Source organism: Desulfitobacterium dichloroeliminans LMG P-21439 (genome assembly GCF_000243135.2).
GTDB lineage: Bacteria > Bacillota > Desulfitobacteriia > Desulfitobacteriales > Desulfitobacteriaceae > Desulfitobacterium > Desulfitobacterium dichloroeliminans.
In genome coordinates this window covers 1,012,150-1,027,930 of sequence record NC_019903.1, presented here as the reverse complement: position 1 = coordinate 1,027,930, position 15,781 = coordinate 1,012,150, and the positions used below count along the sequence as shown (strand labels likewise).

Annotated in this window: 17 protein-coding genes; 11 read left to right on the top strand and 6 right to left on the bottom strand. The window is 42.6% G+C overall.

What is annotated here, in order from left to right; genetic code table 11:
- Window position 1: 1 nt before the first annotated feature.
- Entirely contained in the window at window positions 2-460 is a 459-nt protein-coding gene (locus tag DESDI_RS04730; RefSeq protein ID WP_015261500.1) for a PspC domain-containing protein, read from the bottom strand.
- A 171-nt stretch (window positions 461-631) separates the two neighbouring features.
- Here DESDI_RS04730 and DESDI_RS04725 point away from each other — a divergent pair, with 171 nt between their 5' ends.
- The 11 genes from DESDI_RS04725 (at window position 632) to DESDI_RS04675 (ending at window position 12,131) form a co-directional block, all read left to right on the top strand.
- The gene (locus DESDI_RS04725) at window positions 632-1,597 is read left to right on the top strand and encodes a substrate-binding domain-containing protein (protein ID WP_015261499.1); all 966 of its coding nucleotides are present in this window, start codon (window positions 632-634) and stop codon (window positions 1,595-1,597) included.
- Entirely contained in the window at window positions 1,597-3,066 is a 1,470-nt protein-coding gene (locus tag DESDI_RS04720) for a sensor histidine kinase (protein WP_015261498.1), read from the top strand. Before DESDI_RS04725 ends, DESDI_RS04720 begins: the two co-directional genes overlap by 1 nt.
- Entirely contained in the window at window positions 3,050-3,697 is a 648-nt protein-coding gene (locus tag DESDI_RS04715) for a response regulator (protein WP_015261497.1), read from the top strand. Before DESDI_RS04720 ends, DESDI_RS04715 begins: the two co-directional genes overlap by 17 nt.
- Before the next feature lie 244 nt (window positions 3,698-3,941).
- Window positions 3,942-4,856, top strand: a complete 915-nt coding sequence (gene nrfD / locus DESDI_RS04710; protein ID WP_015261496.1) for an NrfD/PsrC family molybdoenzyme membrane anchor subunit — start codon at window positions 3,942-3,944, stop codon at window positions 4,854-4,856.
- A gap of 122 nt (window positions 4,857-4,978) precedes the next feature.
- Complete coding sequence (locus DESDI_RS04705; protein WP_015261495.1) at window positions 4,979-7,510, top strand: molybdopterin-dependent oxidoreductase; 2,532 nt, start codon at window positions 4,979-4,981, stop codon at window positions 7,508-7,510.
- 19 nt (window positions 7,511-7,529) lie between these two features.
- Window positions 7,530-8,222 carry a 4Fe-4S dicluster domain-containing protein gene (locus tag DESDI_RS04700; protein ID WP_242825440.1) on the top strand — a complete coding sequence of 231 codons (693 nt, stop codon included), beginning with the start codon at window positions 7,530-7,532 and terminating at the stop codon, window positions 8,220-8,222.
- A gap of 94 nt (window positions 8,223-8,316) precedes the next feature.
- A complete protein-coding gene (locus tag DESDI_RS04695; RefSeq protein WP_015261493.1) occupies window positions 8,317-8,907 on the top strand; it encodes a TorD/DmsD family molecular chaperone in 591 nt (196 codons plus the stop codon).
- 364 nt (window positions 8,908-9,271) lie between these two features.
- On the top strand, window positions 9,272-9,628 hold the full coding sequence (locus DESDI_RS04690) for an ArsR/SmtB family transcription factor (protein ID WP_015261492.1): 357 nt from the start codon (window positions 9,272-9,274) through the stop codon (window positions 9,626-9,628).
- 25 nt (window positions 9,629-9,653) lie between these two features.
- Window positions 9,654-10,658 carry a permease gene (locus DESDI_RS04685; protein ID WP_015261491.1) on the top strand — a complete coding sequence of 335 codons (1,005 nt, stop codon included), beginning with the start codon at window positions 9,654-9,656 and terminating at the stop codon, window positions 10,656-10,658.
- A 69-nt stretch (window positions 10,659-10,727) separates the two neighbouring features.
- Window positions 10,728-10,958 carry a thioredoxin family protein gene (locus DESDI_RS04680; RefSeq protein ID WP_015261490.1) on the top strand — a complete coding sequence of 77 codons (231 nt, stop codon included), beginning with the start codon at window positions 10,728-10,730 and terminating at the stop codon, window positions 10,956-10,958.
- A gap of 315 nt (window positions 10,959-11,273) precedes the next feature.
- Window positions 11,274-12,131 carry a rhodanese-like domain-containing protein gene (locus DESDI_RS04675; RefSeq protein ID WP_015261489.1) on the top strand — a complete coding sequence of 286 codons (858 nt, stop codon included), beginning with the start codon at window positions 11,274-11,276 and terminating at the stop codon, window positions 12,129-12,131.
- Window positions 12,132-12,478: 347 nt separating this feature from the next.
- On the opposite strand, the gene DESDI_RS04670 is transcribed toward DESDI_RS04675, so the two are convergent.
- From DESDI_RS04670 to arsC, 5 genes are all read right to left on the bottom strand, one after another.
- On the bottom strand, window positions 12,479-13,180 hold the full coding sequence (locus tag DESDI_RS04670; protein ID WP_015261488.1) for a cytochrome c biogenesis CcdA family protein: 702 nt from the start codon (window positions 13,178-13,180) through the stop codon (window positions 12,479-12,481).
- On the bottom strand, window positions 13,180-13,719 hold the full coding sequence (locus DESDI_RS04665) for a thioredoxin family protein (protein WP_015261487.1): 540 nt from the start codon (window positions 13,717-13,719) through the stop codon (window positions 13,180-13,182). Before DESDI_RS04665 ends, DESDI_RS04670 begins: the two co-directional genes overlap by 1 nt.
- Before the next feature lie 113 nt (window positions 13,720-13,832).
- Window positions 13,833-14,903, bottom strand: a complete 1,071-nt coding sequence (arsB, locus tag DESDI_RS04660; RefSeq protein ID WP_015261486.1) for an ACR3 family arsenite efflux transporter — start codon at window positions 14,901-14,903, stop codon at window positions 13,833-13,835.
- Entirely contained in the window at window positions 14,893-15,246 is a 354-nt protein-coding gene (locus tag DESDI_RS04655) for an ArsR/SmtB family transcription factor (RefSeq protein ID WP_015261485.1), read from the bottom strand. Before DESDI_RS04655 ends, arsB begins: the two co-directional genes overlap by 11 nt.
- A 47-nt stretch (window positions 15,247-15,293) precedes the next feature.
- Window positions 15,294-15,713, bottom strand: coding sequence for an arsenate reductase (thioredoxin) (arsC, locus tag DESDI_RS04650; protein ID WP_015261484.1), 420 nt, complete (start codon window positions 15,711-15,713; stop codon window positions 15,294-15,296).
- Window positions 15,714-15,781: the final 68 nt, after the last annotated feature.

The window sequence follows — 15,781 nt, the reverse complement described above, 5'->3', positions numbered from 1 at the left end:
CCTAGTCCCTCCTCAAAATGATTCCGATACCCATCAGAATTAAAATCAGAGGCCACATTTTCCCCCAATCGAAGACGTAGGGAAACCATTGGTCCAGGAGAAAAATGACCCCGAGAATCATCAAACCAATTCCGATATACCTCTTCCTATGGGACGGATTGACCGACTTAAGATCGTGAGCAAAGCTCTGGGCCGAACTTCCAATGTCCTGAACACTTTCTTTCATATCATCCACTACATTTCCACCATTGCGATAAGTGGCCCCCGACCGGTAGCTCGGGTTCTCGGGAATCACAACCCAAGCCACGATATAGAGAAGCAGGCCGACTCCCCCCATGAAAAAAGCAAGCAGTACTACTAATCGGATTAAGGTTGAATCGATATCAAAGTACTCAGCTAGTCCCCCACAAACCCCGCCCAGCTTTTTATCAGTTCCTGAGCGGTATAATTTATCTGTCATGTAAATCCCTCCAGGTCTAATTTCTTATACACCCTAGTTACGAAAGATGATGCGTAAATGTTTCAGTTCGTCCACAAAGTTCTTATTTAATCAATTCGAGATTTAGTATGTCTTTTTCTAGCAAATCACTTTATAATAACCTCGTGAAGAGAACGCGAGAGGATGGAAGAAATGACGGATAAGCTTTTTACACGTAGGGAAGCAATCTGGGTCGGAACCCTTAGCCTATTGCAGTTGGGTATCCTTACCTCCGCCTCTGTGGGTTGGTGGGATTTTGAGCCAATAAAAAAACAACCTAACGTAAATTTTGCAAACCTCCATGAACCACCGAAGGAACTAGGAAATAATGGAAACGAACTTCTTCGCATTGCAGTAGCTTCTGTCATTTCCCCTATGGAGAACGTGGATTTGTATGGGGATTTGTTAAATCTACTAGGAGAACGGGTGGACATGCAAGCTCAAATGGTCCAGCGGGAAAATTACTCTGACACCAACCATCTCATTGAAAATGGGGATGTTCAAGTCGCCTTTATATGCTCTGGCGCCCTTCTCGGCAAGGATAAGGCTGAACAAGCTGAACGGATCTTGGTTGCCCCTGAAATAGCAGGTTCATCTAAGTATCGTTCTTATATTATCGTCCCCGCAAACTCCCCCGCCCATTTTCTGAATGATTTGAAAGGACAGACCTTTGCCTATACAGATCCACTCTCCTTCTCTGGGCGCATCGCCCCCCAATATATGTTAAAACAGGCTGGTTACAATCCTTCGTTCTTTTTCAGTAAAACAATATATACCTATAGTCATGATAATTCCATAAAAGCTGTCGCCGAAGGTCTTGTGGAAGGGGCTGCTGTAGACAGTTTAATCTATGACCTCACCTTATCCCGCCGACCTGAGCTTTTAGACAAAATTAAAATAATTGATCAATCAGAAGAAGTGGGGAATCCTCCCGTAGTAGTTTCCTCCCAGATTGATCCAGAACTACGAGCCCGCATTAAGAACGTCCTCCTCACCCTGCACTTGGATGATGAAGGACGTAACGCCTTACGTCTACTACAATTTGATCGATTCGTTCATGCAGATTTGGATCTATATGATCGGGTTTGGGAAATGTCTCGGGAAGTGGGGGCCGGTTAATGACCATCATAAAAAAGTTAATTTATTGGCCACAGTCTGCTCCCATTAAACTAAAAATCATGGGAATTGTTATTCTCTTTGTCTCTCTCCTGGGACTGATCGTCATGATGGAGACTCGCTCCCATATGCAGCAGATTTTAAGGGAGCAATTAGAGCAAAGAGGACGGGCTATCGCCAGTGATGTAGCAGCACGAAGCACCAATCCCATGCTGGTTGGAGATTCCTTTTCCTTATATGAAATCGCTCAGGGCCTTTCTTCTCATTACGAAGATATCCGTTATCTTATGATTTTTGATAAAACTGGCGAACTAGTTATTCATACTTTTGGGGAAGGCATTCCTAGTGGTCTTTTGGATTTGAGGTTCATTCCAGCTAACCTTTCTTATGATGATACTATATCCTTTGACTCGAATGAGGGAGAGATTATCGATGTACTTGTCCCCATCGCCGAGGGAAAAGTGGGCTGGCTGCGACTTGGTATGTCAGAGGTTAGCATCTATAGCAGCATCGACCAATTATCCCAATTGCTCCTTATTACAACTGTTATTATTTCCCTACTAGGAATCTTAGGTGCGATTCTTATCTCTCATCTAGTTACAAAACCCATTCGCGATTTGGCTACCGCCAGCCAGGGAATTGCTCTTGGTGATTACAGTCTTCGAGTATCTACTTATGGTGCAGACGAAATTACCGACTTAGGACACAATTTTAACGCCATGACCACCAGTATTCAAAGTTATGCCAAGGAACGGGAAGCTTTGGTCGAAGAATTACAAGCCAAAGAATCCGTCCGCCAAGAACTACTCAAGAAGGTCATCTCAGCTCAAGAAGATGAACGCAAACGCATTTCTCGAGAGCTTCATGACGAGACCAGCCAAAGCCTAACTTCGCTTATACTCGGCCTAAAGTACCTTAGTGAGCAGGAAGATCTAGAGAAACGCCCAGCGATGGTTTCAGAACTAAAGGATCTTGCTTCCTCTACTTTAAAGGAAGTACACCGTATTGCAGTTGAACTTCGGCCTACAGTTCTTGATGATATGGGTTTGGTTCCAGCTATCGATCGCTTTGTGAACTTCTTCAAACACCAGTACCGTCTTGATGTGGATTTCCATGTACAAAATAAAATCCAAAATCGTTTGCCTAGCGAAATCGAAATTACTCTCTACCGGATTGTCCAAGAGGCCTTAATCAATGTGGCAAAGTATGCTGAAGCTCAAAATGCCAGTATAGTCCTAGAAATTCGGCAGGAATATGTGAATCTCATTGTTGAGGATGATGGAAGGGGCTTCGATGTGGACTTAGTCCTTAAATCTTCGGCAAGTGATAGTCATCTAGGAATTGCCGGCATGCATGAAAGGACTTCGCTCTTGGGTGGTGAGTTTACCATCGAGTCTTCACCTAATCAAGGTACCACAGTGTATGTGCGTATACCTATGGAAAGGAGAGATGTTAATGACTCTTCAAATTAGGCTATTTATCGTAGACGATCACTCAGTTCTCCGTAGTGGACTGAAAATGATTCTTAACTCACAAAAGGATATGATTGTCATCGGGGAAGCAGAGTCAGGAGCCGTTGCTCTCACCAAGGTCAAAACATTAAATCCTGATATTATCTTACTGGATATTTCAATGCCTGATATGAGTGGGCTGGAGGCATTGGAAAAAATCCGGAAGACCTGCTCAGCAAAAGTATTGATGCTTACGATGCATAACGATGAAAAATACTTACAAGAGGCCTTAAAAGCGGGTGCCAATGGTTATGTTCTTAAGCAGGCGGCCGATACAGAGTTACTTCAAGCTATTCGTGAGGTTGCGAAAGGTGAAATTTATCTAGATTCTACCTTGGCTCAAAATCTAGTGAAGTCCATGTACTGCCCCCACAAGGAAACCAAAAACTCCGACTCGCATCTTACTGAACGAGAAAAAGAAGTCCTGCGTTATGTAGCCTTAGGCTACACTAATAAAGAAATCGGCGAATCCCTTTTAGTCAGTGTTAAAACAGTAGAAACTCATAAAGCGCGCATTATGGAAAAGATTCAATGTCAGAAACGCTCAGATCTTGTCCGGTATGCGATAGAAAACGGGTACATCTCTACCTAATATTTTATAAATTATTCAGTCGATTACGAGTCAGGGTTTTCCCTTACTCGTTTTTTGTTTGCTATGAGCTAGAGCCTTGCGGCACCGGAGTCTAACTGCAAAGTGTTTTAGTATTTCTCCAGAACTTACTTTTTAATGTCAGGGTTATTCCTGACTCGTAAGGATTCTCACCGATTTACCTTCTAGCTAGGTTTGTTAAAATCAATAATGAAAGTAATCACAAAATATCAAAGGAGGTCAAGGTATGGAATGGCATGCTCCATGGGACATCCGTGTAACGCTGGATCTGTTCCTCGGTGGGTTGGGAGTCGGATTATTCCTCCTCTCAGCCCTGCTCACAGTCTATGACAAAAATCGTTACCACAAACTTGCGGCAATGGGGGCTTATTTAGCTCCAGTCCTTGTCGGTGGAGGGGTTCTCTTCCTTCTATCCGAGCTTGGTCGACCCACACGCTTTATCTCCACTCTGTACAATTTTAATCCCCAATCCATCACCTCTTGGGGAAGTATTGTCCAAATGCTTTTCGTTATCCTTTCGTTAATCTACGCTTGGCTCTATTTCAAAAATAGCACCTCTAGTTCTCTATTTAAGGGCGTAATGGGATTCGGTTCAGTATTCGCTCTTTTAGTCGGCGGGTATCACGGTCTTTTACTTTCATCCCTTGGACGCCCTCTCTGGGTCGGTGGTATGGTGACAGCACTGTTTCTTGTATCTTCCCTATTAGGTGGCACTGCGCTAATGATTATAATCAAGGAGTTAGGAGTCTCCTTCGGGGTTCCTAAAAACGCCTCTAGCGAAGTAGCCTCTGCTACTGACGGTAAAGGCTTCAATTTCAGCTTCCTAGTGTGTATTCTAAGTGCTCTTCAGCTGATTCTTGTTGTAAGTTGGCAGGTCTCCATGACCCACAGTGGTTTAGAACCAGCGGCTACCTACAGTAATCTTATGGATCAGTATCGTGGATGGTGGATTGGCTTAGTCCTAATCTGTGGTTTGATTCTTCCTTTACTCGGCAGTTTATACTCTTTAATCAAAGACAAGACGGCAGAAATGTCCAAGGGAATGGGGCTAGCGCTTTCCGTCCTCATTATCACTGGCGGATTTACCTTTAAGCATCTTGTTCTTATAGCAGGCCAAATAAAACTACCTTTTCTTTTCTAATTCCCTATTTAACCCTCAATAACTTAATGCATTCACCACATATCAAACATGTAAACTGCTTTAGTTAACGCATTTGGTGAAAAGTCCAATATTCGATTAGAAAATTATGTGAGGTGGACTCAATGAAAATTACACGCAGAAGATTTCTGCAAGCTTCGGCAGCGACCGGGCTCTTAGTTGCTGGGACCACAGGTTTTCCGGCTCTTCAGGCTCTCGCCCAAGGCGAAAATACAGCTCCTAGTGCAGAAGGCAAATGGATGAGTACACTCTGTCAAGGATGTACCACCTGGTGTGCCATACAAGCTTATGTCGTAAATGGCCGAGTGATTAAAGTCAGAGGAAACCCGAACAGTAAAGCCAGTCATGGCAAAATCTGTCCACGTCCTCATCTAGCCATTCAGCAGCTCTATGACCCAGACCGAGTTAAAGTTCCAATGAAACGCACTAACCCCGTAAAAGGACGTAACGAAGATCCCAAATTCGTCCCCATCACTTGGGAGGAAGCTATTGATACTATATCCGATAAGATGATGGAACTTCGCAAAAATAATGAACCTGAAAAATATGTCTTCTTCCGTGGCCGCTACTCCGGTACAACGGATGTCCTCTACGACGCAACCACCAAAGTTTTTGGCTCTCCAAATAATATTTCTCACAGCTCCATCTGTGCAGAAGCCGAAAAATTCGGTCCCTATTATACAGAAGCCTACTGGGATTATCGGGATTACGATTTAGCTGAAACTCGGTATGTCCTCAACTGGGGTGCCGACCCAGTGGCCTCCAATCGCCAAGTTCCACATGTTATGAATATTTGGGGTAATGTCGCAGATCAAGCAACAATCGTTACTATCGACCCCCGTCTTTCCGCCTCCGCTGCGAAGTCTCAAGAGTGGATGCCTGTTATTCCAGGAGAAGATGGGGCTCTGGCTGTCGCTATTGCCTATGTTATCCTCTCGGAAGGGTTATGGAATAAAGACTTTGTGGGTGACTTCAATGATGGAGTTAACCTCTTTAAAAAAGGAGCCATCGTTCCTGTAGAATCCTTCACTGAAAAATATACCTCTGGGATAGTCAAGTGGTGGAATCTAGAGCTGAAGGATCGTACTCCGGAGTGGGCCTCTGAACGAGCAGGTATACCTGCAGATCAAATTTTCCGTGTTGCCCGCGGCTTTGCTAAAGCAGCTCCACGAGCCATCTCTTGGTTATCCCCTGGCTCTTCCATGCAAGTTCGTGGCGCCTATACCACCATGGCTGCTCATGCCCTCAATGGCTTGGTCGGCTCAGTTGAGAATGTGGGAGGCACTTTGAGAGGCTCAAGTGTACCCCTTGCCAAACTTCCTAGCTATGAAGCATACCAAGATGATACCTCCAAAAAGGGAACCAAGGCCAAAAAAATTGACCAGCGTGGCTATAAAGAATTCCCTGCCTTAAAATCCGGCAAATCTGGTGGTGGTGTTCTTACAAACCGTGTTGCAGACGCCATGCTTGATAAGGATCCGTATGAAATTAAAATGGCAATCGCCGATTGGTGTAACCTCCCCTTCTCTTGTACTGGTGCTCAACGCTGGGAAAAAGCCCTAGAGCAGCTTCCCTTCTTGGCTCATATTACAACCAACCCTTCTGAGATGACTCAGTATGCGGATATCGTCCTGCCTGCACCTATGCATGTGTTTGAGAAATGGTCCTTTAATAAGAGCAAAGCCAATAAATATGGTTTTGCCGCTATCCAACAAGCCGTTGTCGAGCCCCTTTGGGATGTAGTCAACGATGAAACCGGTTTTTCTTGGCTTCTTGCAGAATCCTTGGCCAAGAAGGGTTTCCCCAACCTTCTCGACTATTTCAAGACTGAAGTTAAAGATCCCGAAACTGGCAAAGCTCCAACTAATCACGAAGAGTTCACCATGGCCTATCTTAAACAGTTAACGCATGCCCTCTGGGATCCCACTGCAGAGAAAAAGGGAGATACCCTGAACAGCTGGCAGGATTTTGTAGATAAGGGAGTATGGAATACTGTCGAACCCGCTTATTTTAAAAACTGGGATGACTTCGGTACAAAAACCACGAAGTTTGAATTCTATAGTGAAACCTTAAAAGCTGCCCTCGAAGGCCATGCTGAAAAGCATAAAACGACGGTTGATGATATTATGCAGGCGACCAAATATTTGGCCAAAGGAGAACAGGCCTTTGTTCCACACTATGAAGAGCCTTTACGCCATGGCGATGCTACCGAATACCCCTTCATCTTCTTTGAGCATCGTTCGAGGCTGAATCGAGAAGCCCGCTCAGCTAACACACTCTGGTATCAAGAGTTCAAAGATGTAGACCCGGGTGATGAGGCTTGGGATGATGTGGCCAAAATTAACCCAGCGGATGGAGCAAGTCTTGGTATCCAATCTGGAGATACCATCCGTATTACCTCTCCACAAGGAAGTATTACCTGCACCGCCAAGCTCTGGGAAGGTGTACGCCCTGGGACAGTGGGCAAATGCTATGGTCAAGGCCACTGGGCCTACGGTAAGATTGCCGCTCTGGAATATGGCAAAAAGCCACGTGGAGGAAATAACAACGAAATTCTGCCCTCAGACTTCGAACGCTTAAGCGGAAGTACTGCCCGTCACGGTGGAGTAACCCGAATCAAAATCGAAAAAGTTTAATTCACAAAAACGGAGGTGAATGACATTGGCACGATATGGAATGGTCATTAACTTGCATAAATGCGTGGGCTGTGGAGCCTGTGGAATTGCCTGCAAGAACGAGAATAATGTGGATCAGGGGATGTTCTGGGCCCATCATATAAAGCGGACAACAGGCGTTTTCCCCAATGTAACCTATGAGTATGTCCCTACCCTTTGTAATCATTGTGATAATGCGGCTTGCGTCAGAGCTTGCCCAACCCAAGCCATGTATAAGGATGATAAAGGACTAACCCTTCACGACCCAAATAAATGCATTGGCTGTAAAAGCTGTATGCAAGCCTGTCCCTATGAGGTCATAAACTATAACGCTAAGGAACCTCACGACTACTGGCGGAATAAGACTTCAGTAATTGACCAGGGTACGACGAATGGCGCCGAAGTAGCTGAAAAGGTTGGGGAAAAGATCCCCTATTATAACCCAGACCGAGCTACGACCTACGCTGGCATTCGTCCCAAAGGCATTGTTGAAAAATGTACCTTGTGCGATCATCGCTTAGCTAAAGGAGAAATACCTTACTGCGCAGCTTCCTGCCCAGCTGATGCAAGAACTGTGGGTGATTTCGATGATCCCACAAGTGAAGTTAATCAGCTCATCGGCAAGTATGGTTATAAACAATTAAAGCCTAATGCCGGAACTCAGCCAAGAGTGTTTTATATCAGAGATTTCTAAGATACCTCTATGATTCGGAGAAACTGCAAAAGGGCCGAAGTCGGCCCTTTTGCTCAATGCTTTATGAGCAAATGACTGAAAGGTTGGGGTAGCGATGATTGTCCCCCTAGATACCCAGGAATTAACCCAAACAGCGAATATCTATAAACTTATCTCCTTGCTCTATGGTTCCCCAAGCGATGCAATGGAAGAGGCACTATTCTTATTAAAAGAAACCCTAACGGATATCCGATTCGATCTGGTTCCACTAGTATCCGAAATGGAAAGATTCTTCGTCGGTAATACCAATTATGAAGAGCTAAAATTCGAACATGCTAGATTATTTGTTGGACCTTTTGATCTATTGGCGCCGCCCTATGGCTCAATTTATTTAGACGGTCAACGTCGAGTTATGGGGGATTCCTCGGTTGAGGTATTACAGGCATATCAAGAAGCTGGTCTTAAATTATCTAATGAATTTAAACAGCCTCCTGATCACATTGTAACTGAACTGGAATTCGTCTATTTCCTTATAGCGAAATACCTTGAGACTAAGGACAGCCAGTGGCTCACAAGGAGAGATGACTTTCTTGATAGGTACTTGAAACCTTGGATGAAAGATTTTGCAAATAGAATTGCAAGCAATTCCCAAAGTACATTTTATAAAGGATTAGCCCACTTGACTTTAGAACTTGTAAATAAATAATTAAAAAAGTGACGCTTCCTGTGGTAATGCACAGGAGGCGTCTATGATTAAGAAGGCAAGGAACATTTCATTGTTGTTCTATCCCTTTAATATAAATTGAGCTTTCTTAAATCTTAGGAAGTTTAGCTATATATGTTAGATATAATACAACACCTATAGCAATAAATATGCAAGAATGAGCAGAATAGGCCATGGGCCTCAACCACTTAAACTAAGTGGTTGAGGCCCAGGCTATTCTCTATTGTATTCGATCTCAAATTTGCCTTAACTAACAATTGACAAAAATATATATCAGTTTTACAATAAACATACTAACACATATGCAATTATGTACATATGTCAATATAGGGTGGAATGATTTATAATGAATACATTAACCAATATCTTTAAAATTCTCTCCGACGAAACTCGATTAAGAATCATAATGCTCTTATACCAGCAGGACCTTTGCGTCTGTGAGCTTAGTGGTATATTAGATATTCCTCAGCCTAAAATATCTAAAAGTTTATCCAAGCTAAGAGATACAAATCTAGTTTCCGATACAAGATTGGAAAAATTCGTTTTTTATTCATTGAAAACGGAAGATCCAGTCCTCCTTAATACACTAAAAACTATTATGGAGAATCTAGAATCTTATCCTCAACTTATCAATGATCGAACCAGACTTGCTGATAAAGAGATCTACTTAAATGCATGTAATAACGTTAAAGAGGGAGATTAATATCCTAGCTAGGAGGAGTTGAGTTATGTTTATCTTTGAATTTCTAAATAACCAGCTATTAAAAATGCAGTGGCTTTCAGATTTAATCCAGTACTTAGTTGAAAAAGGATTCGGTCTCAATATCTCCGACCGCCTAGGTGGTAGTATTCACTTTTTTATCTACGATGTGATTAAAATCTTCATTTTATTGTCTGTCCTGATCTTTACTATCTCTTACATCCAAAGCTTTTTTCCACCTGAAAGAACAAAGAAAATCCTAGGTAATTTTAACGGCGTTACTGCTAATATTTTGGGAGCACTTTTAGGTACCGTAACTCCCTTTTGCTCCTGTTCATCAATACCACTTTTTATTGGGTTTACCAGCGCTGGCCTCCCCCTAGGCGTAACATTTTCATTCCTTATCTCTTCCCCATTAGTTGATTTGGCCTCTGTAATATTACTGGCAAGTATCTTTAACTGGAAAATCGCCATTGCTTATGTCGTTGTTGGGCTCGTTCTTGCTGTTATAGGAGGAACCATTATCGGAAAGTCGAAGTTAGAAAAATATGTGGAGCCTTTTGTGTTTAGCAATAAAATGATGGAAGTTGAACAAGAAGAACTGACGGTTAAAGATCGGATTGATTTTGCTAAAAACCAAGTTCAGGATATCATCAAGAAGGTTTGGCTCTATATTTTGATTGGTGTCGGTATCGGGGCTGCCATTCATAACTGGATTCCTGAAACCGTGATCTCAGCTGTTTTGGGTCAGGATAAATGGTACTCTGTCTTACTTGCCACATTTGTGGGCATTCCCATGTACGCTGATATTTTTGGAACGTTACCTATCGCCGAGGCACTAGTTAGCAAAGGGGTCGGCATTGGGACGGCCTTATCTTTCATGATGGCCGTTACAGCACTGTCTCTTCCCTCGTTAATTATGCTAAAAAAAGTAGTTAAAATGAAGCTGCTTGCCATCTTTGTGGGTACTGTCGCAGTGGGAATCCTCATTATCGGATATACCTTTAATATTTATGGTTATCTTCTATTTTAACTAGCTTGAAAAAGGAGGAAAAAAGCTGCGGTTGCTCTTGCTAATAAAAAACTGAAAGGGGATCTACAAATGATTATTAAAATTTTAGGAACAGGTTGTACCAATTGTAAAAAACTAGAGGCAAATGCTAACGAGGCTGTTAAAGAATTAGGAATCGAGGCTGTAGTTGAGAAAGTGGAGGACCTGCAAGCCATTATGGCTTATGGCGTTATGAAAACCCCCGCCCTTGTGGTTAATGAACAAGTTAAAGCCATGGGGAAGGTGCTCTCCGCCGAAGATATTAAGAAATTTCTTAACTAAGTTGATTTCTATTAGTTTTCCTATTGACGTACCAATTACTTTGCACAAAGGAGACCGGTGTTCGGTCTCTTTTTCATTGACTTTTCTATGCGAACTACTTCAGTAGACAAGTTTATGAAATCTCAGTAGCCACTTTGTGGTCCGTTAATACTCATCCGATATAGTCGTTGGCGATACTCAATATGGTGCGGTAATAGCCTTTATCTCCATACATATATTCTTAAAATTGTACATTTGTCACAGACTGTAAGACATTGAATAGATACAATGAATTAGTGATTAAGAATACAAATTAATTTTAAAGGGAGATGTAAAATGTTGAGGAAATACAATCTATTGGTTCTAATCTTGCTATTAGTGGTCACAAGCCTCGCCATAGGCTGTAGCTCTCAACCCGCTAGCCAACCGTCTCTAGCTCCATCCTCAGCCCCTGCTCCTGTATCTGGCGCACCCACTCAAGATATACTTCAAACTAATCTACTGGAGTTTGACGCTTGGGAAGCAAAGATGGCTGGGGAAATCAACTTAGACTACTACGTCATCGATCTTCGCAGCCCTGCAGAGAGCCAGCTGGAGAAGTCTATCGAAGGATCCATTAACATCGATGCCAATGAGACCTTAGCTAAAGGCAATGTAAGTATTATTAATGAGAAACTCAGCACTGTTCCTGAGGATGCTATAATACTACTCCACTGCAAATCAGGCGGACGTGTCAAAGCTAACCTTGCAAAATTTGTTGAGGCAGGCTACTCCAATGTCTATGGACTTAATGGCTGGACAGCCTTTGATGCCAAGGGTTATATTGGAGCTGCAAAGATCAATGCCAACACAGAGCATATAAAGCCTGATGCTTGGGTGGCCAAAATGAGTGGCGAAATCGGTAAAGATTATTTCATAATCGATACTCGTAATAAGATTGATCATGAAACAGGCTATATCAAAGGGGCTATAAACCTAGGAGCTGCTGAAACTTTCACTGTTGATCACTCTGCAACTATGGTTATAGTAGAACAAACCATCCCAAATAAAGATTCTGTTATTCTGGTCCACTGTAACGCAGGGACTAAGGCTAGAGTCACTCAGGCTCATCTAAAAGCCGAGGGTTACAAGAATGTGTTCGTTCTAGACAACAGGATGGTTATCGACAAGGGTGGCAACTATACATTCGAGTAAATTCATAATAAAAAACTCTACCCAAAGGCACTGTTTTAGCACCTGATACCCTATGAATAGACATACCCCCGGAATTTCTTGAAGATTATCTACCGTGGAGTCCAGACGTGCAGGCTAACCATGCCTATTCTTATGATTTGCAGAGAACATAATCAGAAAATACCATTCGAAGGGCCAATCTCGCTCCCTCAAATTCGGCACCAGTGCAGAATTTGACATCTTGAAACTTCTGGCGTCCTGATGATGAACTCAGAATGTTTCATATTTAGTTCAGGTGGCCGAATTCTTTTCTTCGCTTTTCATTGGAGTCACACAATGATCCACCTGGGCTATATTATGATTTATTTCTAGAAGCCTAAATAAAACATATAGAAGCCAATACACAAAACAACCAATCCCATAAAGATTCTTAGCAATTTGCTTATTTGACCATATTTTTCATTTGACGTTAACTTCTGTACAAAACCAACTGAAGTCCCAGCAAATAAGACCAAAAAACTATGCCCCAAAGAATAGGAGATTAAAAGAAAGATTCCCCATATAAGACTTCCTTCTTTCGCCACAACAGCAAGCAATACGACTAAAACAGGGGTAGCACAAGGAGACGAGAAAAATCCCCCTAAAACACCTGCCAAAAAGGCGCCTGCAAAACCACGCTTCGTATTTCTACTGATTGCATACGACGACGGAATAAAATTGTAGACTTCCCAAATCTGTAATGTCATTAAAAGCATAAGAACGCCAAGAAATATGTACCACCAAGATCCGGTCCCTTGCACTAGCCTCCCCAAAAGAGAGGCGATTGTCCCTAGAACAGTGAAGGTAGCAGCCATGCCAATTGCAAATGTCGCAGATAGCCGGAAGGCCTTCCCCGGTTCTCGCTGTCCAGTACCTCCTACATAACCAATTACGAGAGGTACACTGGTTAGTGCGCATGGGGTAATCGATGTTAAGACCCCCGCAACTAAAGCCAAAAGTGGAGCTACCCAAGAATTCATGGATATTCCCGCTGAAATCGATTCTAGCCATTGATTTATTATGCTGTCCATCAGGTTAAACCCATTTCTTCTAAGATAACAAGTAGCTGTTCTTTGCTTAAACTTCCTTCATGGGTTGTAAATACATGCTCTTCAGAATCTCGAAGGGTATACAGGTTCATCTGCATTGCATCGGGATCTTTAGGTTTGTAGGGTTTTCCTTCAGCATCGATAAAGACCTGAGTCGGTATTAAGTTAATAGGATACCCTTTAGCCAACTCCTTATATTTCCACACGTCTACAAATTTAACTATTGCTCTACCTTGGAGCTCTTCATTTAACTCTTTCAAGACAGGAGCCATCTCTTTACAGGGTATACAAGAATCCGCACCGAAATCAATGATAATAGGTAACCCATAAGATTTTAATTGTTCTATCTCCAGAGATTCTGTTACATGTAGTGCAAAGTCAAAATTCGGGCTACCTTCTGATGCAAACCCCGCATTAGAGTTCTTTAAACCCCATATGCCTAACACAACACCTAAAAAAATTAGAGGGATAATAATTTTCAACGCAAATCGGTTGAACCCTTCTTTCTTTTCACCATTCATAAGCAACACTCTCCTTCTTGAATTTCACAACCTGAAGGCAAAAATTCCCTTAAATCCATTATAGCAGTCAGGGGACCAGAATAGTTCCCTGACTGCTATAATTTAGGACCTTTTTAAGCAGTTATTTTCCCTAGTTTAAAATACTTCTTCCCTAGGCGTAATGCTACATTAACTAAGGCAATCATGATCGGCACCTCAATCAAGGGTCCGATAACCGCCGCAAAGGCTTGCCCGGAATCGATTCCGAAGACGGCTACAGCTACTGCAATGGCTAACTCAAAGTTGTTACTTGCTGCTGTAAAGGATAAAGTGACCGTCTGATCATACGGAACTCCCATCCGATAGCTCATAAAGAAAGAAACGAAGAACATCACCAAAAAGTAAATCACTAACGGAATAGCAATTCGCACCACATCCATGGGGAGGGTCACAATATACTGACCCTTCAAAGAAAACATAATGACAATGGTAAAGAGCAAGGCAATCAAAGCTAAGGGGCTAATCTTAGGGACGAAGGTCTTTTCATACCATTCTTTCCCTTTTCTTGGTAGCAAAAGCTTACGTGTAAGAATTCCGGCTAAGAATGGTATACCAAGGTAGATTAGAACGCTTTTCGCTACTTCCCCCATACTAATATGGACTTCCAGTCCCTCAGATAGGCCTAACCATTGGGGGAGTACAGTGATAAAGAAATACGCAAATACGGAATAGAAGATGACCTGGAAGAGAGAATTAAGAGCAACGATAGCTGCTGCATACTCTGAATTCCCCTTGGCCAAGCTGTTCCAAAGAATGACCATAGCAATACAACGGGCTAACCCAATCAAAATAAGTCCAGCCATATATTCTGGATAATCATGGAGAAAGATCACTGCCAAGACAAACATAAGGATGGGACCGATAATCCAGTTTTGAATAATCGATAAGGACATGACCTTCTTGTTCTTAATAACCAGACCCATCTCTTCATATTTTACCTTCGCCAAGGGCGGATACATCATGACGATAAGTCCGATGGCAATAGGAATAGATGTAGACCCAATGGATAAAGAATTCAACCAATCCGACACTCCCGGGAATAAATAACCGATTCCCACCCCAATCCCCATTGCCAGAAAAATCCACAGCGTTAGATAACGATCCAGTACCGAAAGCCTCCGACTGATCGATGAATCAACACTCATTTAATATTCTCCTCTCCTTTTCCTTACCCTCAAGGAATTCTTTTAACCGTTCTTCATCTTCTTTAATCACTGGAATCATCGGCAGGATTATCCCTATGCAATGATTTTCCTCATTCAAGGAATAATAAGTCCATTGACCTCCACGACGTTCTTTTGCTAGGCCACTCTGGCGAAGTCGTCGCATTTGTTGTGACACACCGGGTTGGCTAATTTCTAATACTTCTGTAAGGTCGCATACACATAGTTCTCGATTACGGAGTAAACTAATAATTCGCAACCGCGTCTTATCCCCTAGTACTTTTAATTCCTCAACAAGGGATTCTAGAGTTTGCATCTCATCCATTGGTTCCCCTCCCCTTGATATTTGATAGTTAATCGATTACTTCCGTTTTACTTACCGTCTAAGGCAAATCTCATAATTCTTTCTTCGATTTCATCACGTACACGCCGAAAAACAAGCAGGCGTTCCTCTTCAGAGCCCTCAGCTCGAGCCGGATCATCGAACCCCCAATGGTCCCTTTTAACCTGTGGAGGAGTGATAGGGCAACGATCATTGGCATCTCCACATAAAGTAATCACATAATCCGCCTGAGTAAGTAGAGCAGGGTCAATGACATCTGAAGTCTGCTTAGATATATCCACCCGGGCTTCTTCCATAACCTGTACTGCCTTAGGGTTCAACCCATGAGCTTCAACTCCCGCACTATAGACCTTGTACTGATCACCAAGATATTTCTTGCCAAAACCTTCTGCCATCTGACTACGACAGGAATTTCCGGTGCAAATAAAGTAGATCATCTTATTATTCATAGATTCTTCCTCCAAGTAGATAAATTGAATTACACGATATAAGTATATGCTTATCTGCTGATAAGTCA

Excerpts from the sequence above, each read along its gene's own strand:
- DESDI_RS04730 (WP_015261500.1), bottom strand. The coding sequence starts at position 460 with ATGACAGATAAATTATACCGCTCAGGAACTGATAAAAAGCTGGGCGGG.
- DESDI_RS04725 (WP_015261499.1), top strand. The coding sequence starts at position 632 with ATGACGGATAAGCTTTTTACACGTAGGGAAGCAATCTGGGTCGGAACC.
- DESDI_RS04720 (WP_015261498.1), top strand. The coding sequence starts at position 1,597 with ATGACCATCATAAAAAAGTTAATTTATTGGCCACAGTCTGCTCCCATT.
- DESDI_RS04715 (WP_015261497.1), top strand. The coding sequence starts at position 3,050 with ATGACTCTTCAAATTAGGCTATTTATCGTAGACGATCACTCAGTTCTC.
- nrfD (WP_015261496.1), top strand. The coding sequence starts at position 3,942 with ATGGAATGGCATGCTCCATGGGACATCCGTGTAACGCTGGATCTGTTC.
- DESDI_RS04705 (WP_015261495.1), top strand. The coding sequence starts at position 4,979 with ATGAAAATTACACGCAGAAGATTTCTGCAAGCTTCGGCAGCGACCGGG.
- DESDI_RS04700 (WP_242825440.1), top strand. The coding sequence starts at position 7,530 with ATGACATTGGCACGATATGGAATGGTCATTAACTTGCATAAATGCGTG.
- DESDI_RS04695 (WP_015261493.1), top strand. The coding sequence starts at position 8,317 with ATGATTGTCCCCCTAGATACCCAGGAATTAACCCAAACAGCGAATATC.
- DESDI_RS04690 (WP_015261492.1), top strand. The coding sequence starts at position 9,272 with ATGAATACATTAACCAATATCTTTAAAATTCTCTCCGACGAAACTCGA.
- DESDI_RS04685 (WP_015261491.1), top strand. The coding sequence starts at position 9,654 with ATGTTTATCTTTGAATTTCTAAATAACCAGCTATTAAAAATGCAGTGG.
- DESDI_RS04680 (WP_015261490.1), top strand. The coding sequence starts at position 10,728 with ATGATTATTAAAATTTTAGGAACAGGTTGTACCAATTGTAAAAAACTA.
- DESDI_RS04675 (WP_015261489.1), top strand. The coding sequence starts at position 11,274 with ATGTTGAGGAAATACAATCTATTGGTTCTAATCTTGCTATTAGTGGTC.
- DESDI_RS04670 (WP_015261488.1), bottom strand. The coding sequence starts at position 13,180 with ATGGACAGCATAATAAATCAATGGCTAGAATCGATTTCAGCGGGAATA.
- DESDI_RS04665 (WP_015261487.1), bottom strand. The coding sequence starts at position 13,719 with ATGAATGGTGAAAAGAAAGAAGGGTTCAACCGATTTGCGTTGAAAATT.
- arsB (WP_015261486.1), bottom strand. The coding sequence starts at position 14,903 with ATGAGTGTTGATTCATCGATCAGTCGGAGGCTTTCGGTACTGGATCGT.
- DESDI_RS04655 (WP_015261485.1), bottom strand. The coding sequence starts at position 15,246 with ATGGATGAGATGCAAACTCTAGAATCCCTTGTTGAGGAATTAAAAGTA.
- arsC (WP_015261484.1), bottom strand. The coding sequence starts at position 15,713 with ATGAATAATAAGATGATCTACTTTATTTGCACCGGAAATTCCTGTCGT.